Here is a 4823-nt window from a genome sequence, read left to right as displayed (position 1 = left end):
TTCTTTCTCGGCGGTTTCGGAAGCGCTAAAACAGCTGTAAAGTTAGGCAGGAGGGCGATAGGATTCGAAAAGAGCAAGATCGCATATGATCAAAATATCAGGGAAATGGAAAAAATTAAATTCGGTGAGCTTCTTAACGCCCTTGCGGAGCCTGATAACAACACTCCTTTGAACAGCGGTAAACGTTGGAGTAATGAAGATGTTGTGGAGCTTCTCGGAAAATACGACGAGCTTATCGGGAAACAGAGCTCGAAGGGAGAAGCTATTCAGATTTTATCAAAAGAGTTCGGCAGGGGTAGGTTCGGTGTGCTTAATGTGCTGAAAAAACGCGGGCGCTGAGATCGCCAATAGATCGTATTTAATCCACAGTCCCCGATATGGTGATCTGTACATTGCCGTTGGGGCTGAGTACGAGAATTGTTACTCTTGTGTCCGTTATGACATCCGGATCTTCAAGCGGTTCACTGTCTGTCAAAGTAAACGTGAACGAAGTGGTTTTTGGTCCCCTGTCCTGTGTATCCGGAATAGTGACTCCGATATCCCCGCTCAGCAAACCGAAATTAGTTGACACAGTGATAGTTGAGCCGCCCTCTATCGGTCTGTCATTTGGTACATCATTGACGGTGAAATCGAATGTTGCTTGACCGCCATCGAGGATGGTAAAGGTCCCTACAAAGGACGTTTGAACCTGAGTCTGTCCTGAAAAGAGCACACGGGTCGACGCGGATATTACATCTCCGTTCTCGTCTATTGTTTCTCCAGTAACCGTTACGAAGCCGTCTTCCGGGGGGGATGGAAGAGGGTTTGCAGAAAAAAGCGTAACGGAAGCCCGTCCGTTCTCGTCGGTAACCGCCGAACCTTCAACGATGCCGTGGCTCGACTGGAACTGAATCGACGTTCCGGGTGGTACTATATTGGAGAACTTGTCGCCGACAAAAGCGGTTATAACTGCCTCACGACCGAGTGCAACCAATCCGGCGATATTCAAAGTAGAAGAAGCAAGGGAGAAGTGCGCCGCATCGGGCAGACCGCCGTGTATGGAGATCGGCACCGGCAGCGAGGTGATTCCCAGTCCGGCTATTGTGGCAACAACCTGCACCGGACCGGCGTCGGTACCGCTGTTCAAAGTCGTCATGACCGTGCCGTTCTCGTCTGATGTAGCCGTAGCCGGAGCGACGAACTCGCCCCCGCCCGGACCTGATGAGCTGAACGTAACATCAGTCGGACGGAATCTGTCAAGTGGTTTGCCGCTTGCGTCGCTAAGGAGAAAGGTGATGTCGGCTGTTTCTATGCCGCCTGTACCTTTTAAACCTATTGAAGTGCTGGATACGGACAGTATGGTTATGTTCGACGGAGGTCCTGCAGGGTCGATGGGTGTCAACATTACGTCAGGAATAATTAGCGTACCGCCTATGTTTAGCGCTAAATCAAAAAGAGTATCTGCTTCGAATCCCGATTTGAAAAACTCTATGTCAACAGTGTTCTTTTCGTCAAACGCTATAACAATATCGAGCTCATAATTTCCGTTCAGATCTGTAACTGCTGTTTCCTCCCTATCTAACACTGTGACCAGAACGCCATCGAGAGATTCATTCAGAACATCGTCGGTTACACGTCCTACTATTTTCGCCTCGACATCTTCAGGTTGTATCGGTATTAAATTTGCCGGCGGAGCCACTGTTGTGTCCCCAACAGAAAGAGCAACGTTCAGTAAGGTGAATGTTAAAAATCCTGCTTTCACTATTGTGATGTCCACAATATTCGTCTCGTTTTCAGCCAGTGAAACGGAGAACAGATAATTACCGTTTGCGTCCGTGAAGTCGAACTCGGGATGTTCAAGTGCGCGCGCATGAGCGTTTTCTATAGGAGCATTAGTTAACCCGTTAATTACGTTACCCGATATGCCTGCAACCCCTGCTTTAACTGTGAGGGGAAGGAGACTGGCAACCGGGGCTATGACGGTGTCGCCCAATGCTAATCCCACGTTTCGGATCGTATCCGGAACAAACGTCGCTTTACTCACATCCAGAGTAACCACATTGCTCTCGCCCGCCTCAAGTGTCAAACGCAGATAATATTCACCGTTCACGTTTGACTCTGTCGTCTCCGGATGGTTCAGAGCCCGTATCAGAGAACCCCCAAGCGGGAACCCGGAAAAACCGTCAACGACCTGCCCGAAAACGGTAAATTCCCCTGCTACGTCGGTAATGGGGATAAGGTTCGCGGTTCTTACAAAGACGGTATCGGTGAAGGAGAGACCGACGTTCGACACGGTGTCGGGCTTGAATCCTGCTTTTGATACTTCCACGGTGACCGAAATGCTGTCGCCTGCATCGATGTCGAATTTCAGTTCATAACGTCCGCTGCTGTTTGTTTCTACACTGTCGGTTGCGTGATCGAATACGCGTACAAAAGCACCTTGAAGACTCTCCTTGGAAACTCCATTCACAGCATATCCGGTCAGTATAACCTGACCCGATGCTGTGGCGATAGGAAATAGGCTGGCGGGAGGAGCGGTTACAATGCCGCCGAGTTCCAAACCGATGTTTATGAGAGTATCGGCAAAAAATCCTGATTTCAATATCTCAATGGTTGCCGTAGTTACTTCAGGATCGTCTATCGATATCGTAAGCTCATATTTGCCGACCGAATCCGAATCGGTCGACTCCGGAAATCCGATTGCCCTGATAAATGCGCCGCTGAGGGGCTGATTTGTCGCACCATTGACAACGAGACCTTCAATGGTCGCCTCACTCCCGACCGTGTCGCAGGAGAGAGGAAGGGCAACGGAAAATAGAAGCAGGGCGGATATAATCCACCATGATTTATTGTTTGTGTTGCGCGGTCTCATCATGATTTTAATATCAATAAACTATGCTCAAGTTAGAATATAATATGCTCTGTTCGGCGATAAGTCAAGTTATTTTAAATCTTTGAAACGGGTGAAAAGTGAGGTTAAACGTTCATATTATGTGAGAGTCAGGGTCTTGCCCTGACCGCGCTTAATATGAACGCAGGGCGTCATGGCAAGCCATGACTGCCACGATAGTTTTGTTTTGTTAAAATTCGAAGTCTTATTCGTACCATATCTGTCCGGTTATCATCCTCCTGTCAAGTCCTCTATTCTCGAGATCGAGACGAACCATGTCCAGAGCTTCGCTGCTGTAAAAGATGTCAGCGCTTCCTTTAAGCGTCAGCTCGGTCACGCTGGCTCCGATATGAAGAGCTCCGTAAATCGTCGGAGAGCCGAAGGAAGCATCTATAATCAGCGACTCCCCTCCCGATGCTATGATAAGTCCATACCATTCCGGATTACCGCCCATACTCAGAGAGCCGTTTATTGCGAGAACTCCATAACCGACTGAATTTCCGCCAAAATATATATTGCCGTTTACATAAACTACCACCGGATTATCTTTGGTACCCCAATTGGCGCTGGTGAAATTGCCTCCTGAATACGTCAAGTCAGCAATTCCGGCGTAATATGATACAAGCTCGTCCAAATCGACGATGGGTGAATCGGTGCTGACTTCTACGACGGGATCCCCCTGGATCCAGGTGTCGTTGCCGCTGAGAATTATTACCAATCGCGCGCTGTCTGCGTCATTTGACAGCGTAAGACCCGCAAGGTCTTCGCCGTCGGGATTTTCACCCGATCCATCCATAAGCCAGTCCACACCTGATATCTGAGAACCTCCGCTGAAATTGAACAACGTGCAGTCGGATTCAACTGCCACAGAGGCTGTAATTCTCGGCATGAGAAGACTTTTACTGACAAATTGAACCCGGGTAGCATAAGTCTCGTCTTCATACTGCCCGTTCACCGATATCTGTAACGTATCATAGTCGAGTGAGGCATTATATCCAAGCGACGTAATTGTTGCATCGTAGGACCCGTCGAGGAAATTCGTGTCGGAGAAAGTCTCGCTGGTAACTCCGGTTTCCGAGTGGATGGACATGATATAATTGACCGCTATGTTGGTAACATGACGGGCAAGAATTGTTTCAGTAAATATAGAAGTATTCAATTGAGAGTCTTCGGATGTCTTATCGAGATTACCTCTTATCGTTCCGAATATCACAATGAAACCAAGGACCACTATAAGCGATGCTCTACCCATTATTCAAACCAAATTATTTCTGTAATTATTCTGGTGGAAGCGAAGCCTCCCGTTGATTCTAAGTGCGTGCGCACCATATCCAGCGCTTCGCTGCTGTACCGGATTACTACAGAATCCGTTATCCTTACATTATTGTCAGGCGAGTCGCTGATAATTGCACCGTAAATTTTAGAAGTATTTTCAATTCTCGTGTCTTGTGGGCCTGTAGTATCACCGTGTACAATAACCAAACCATACCATGTTGGACTTTCTGCCATCCTAAGATTCCCATTGACAGCGAGGATGCCATAACCAACGCTATTCCCTTTTAAATACATGTCGCCCTCAACATACACTACTACCGGATCTGCCTCTGTACCCCAATTAACGCTACTATAGGCCCCGCCCGATAAAGACATATCGGCTATAGACTCATAGTAAGAAAACAATTCGGTCAAGTCAACAGGCAGTGGCGTGCCGTCAACCTCGATTGCCGTACTTCCCTCCACCCATTCCGGGTTGCCTGCGATCTCCGCGGCGAGTATTATACTGTCGGCTGAACTGTAGACAGTTATTCCTGGTAATTCAGGTGCGGGTCCTGGTGTGCCATCCATGTTCGTGTCAATGCCGCTTATAAGGATACTATCCGCGAAGAAATAGCTAACGTTAGGAGATTTAAACGAGCCGGATGAAGTGGTTGAGGGCATTACAGAACTCTGGCTC

At 48.2% G+C, this 4823-nt stretch carries 4 protein-coding genes; 1 reads left to right on the top strand and 3 read right to left on the bottom strand.

The features are described 5' to 3' along the window. The coding region (locus tag IID12_09785; GenBank protein MCH8289377.1) for a site-specific DNA-methyltransferase at positions 1-339 on the top strand (339 nt) is incomplete at its 5' end. 19 nt (positions 340-358) lie between these two features. On the opposite strand, the gene IID12_09780 is transcribed toward IID12_09785, so the two are convergent. The 3 genes from IID12_09780 to IID12_09770 all read right to left on the bottom strand — a co-directional run bounded on the left by IID12_09780 (position 359) and on the right by IID12_09770 (position 4807). Beyond that, positions 359-2854, bottom strand: coding sequence for a hypothetical protein (locus IID12_09780; GenBank protein MCH8289376.1), 2496 nt, complete (start codon positions 2852-2854; stop codon positions 359-361). Positions 2855-3074: 220 nt separating this feature from the next. Beyond that, positions 3075-4121: a hypothetical protein gene (locus IID12_09775; protein ID MCH8289375.1), complete on the bottom strand. Its 1047-nt coding sequence runs from the start codon at positions 4119-4121 to the stop codon at positions 3075-3077. After that, positions 4121-4807, bottom strand: coding sequence for a hypothetical protein (locus tag IID12_09770; GenBank protein MCH8289374.1), 687 nt, complete (start codon positions 4805-4807; stop codon positions 4121-4123). The genes IID12_09775 and IID12_09770 overlap by 1 nt, the downstream gene beginning before the upstream one ends. Positions 4808-4823: the final 16 nt, after the last annotated feature.

It is taken from the genome of Candidatus Neomarinimicrobiota bacterium (genome assembly GCA_022567655.1).
Lineage (GTDB): Bacteria > Fidelibacterota > SORT01 > SORT01 > SORT01 > JADFGO01.
Note: the sequence above shows the minus strand (reverse complement) of the source record. Positions and strands in the feature narration are given on the sequence as shown.

What these genes read in the sequence shown, in the direction of transcription:
- IID12_09780 (MCH8289376.1), bottom strand. Translation starts at nt 2,854, where the DNA reads ATGATGAGACCGCGCAACACAAACAATAAATCATGGTGGATTATATCC.
- IID12_09775 (MCH8289375.1), bottom strand. Translation starts at nt 4,121, where the DNA reads ATGGGTAGAGCATCGCTTATAGTGGTCCTTGGTTTCATTGTGATATTC.
- IID12_09770 (MCH8289374.1), bottom strand. Translation starts at nt 4,807, where the DNA reads ATGCCCTCAACCACTTCATCCGGCTCGTTTAAATCTCCTAACGTTAGC.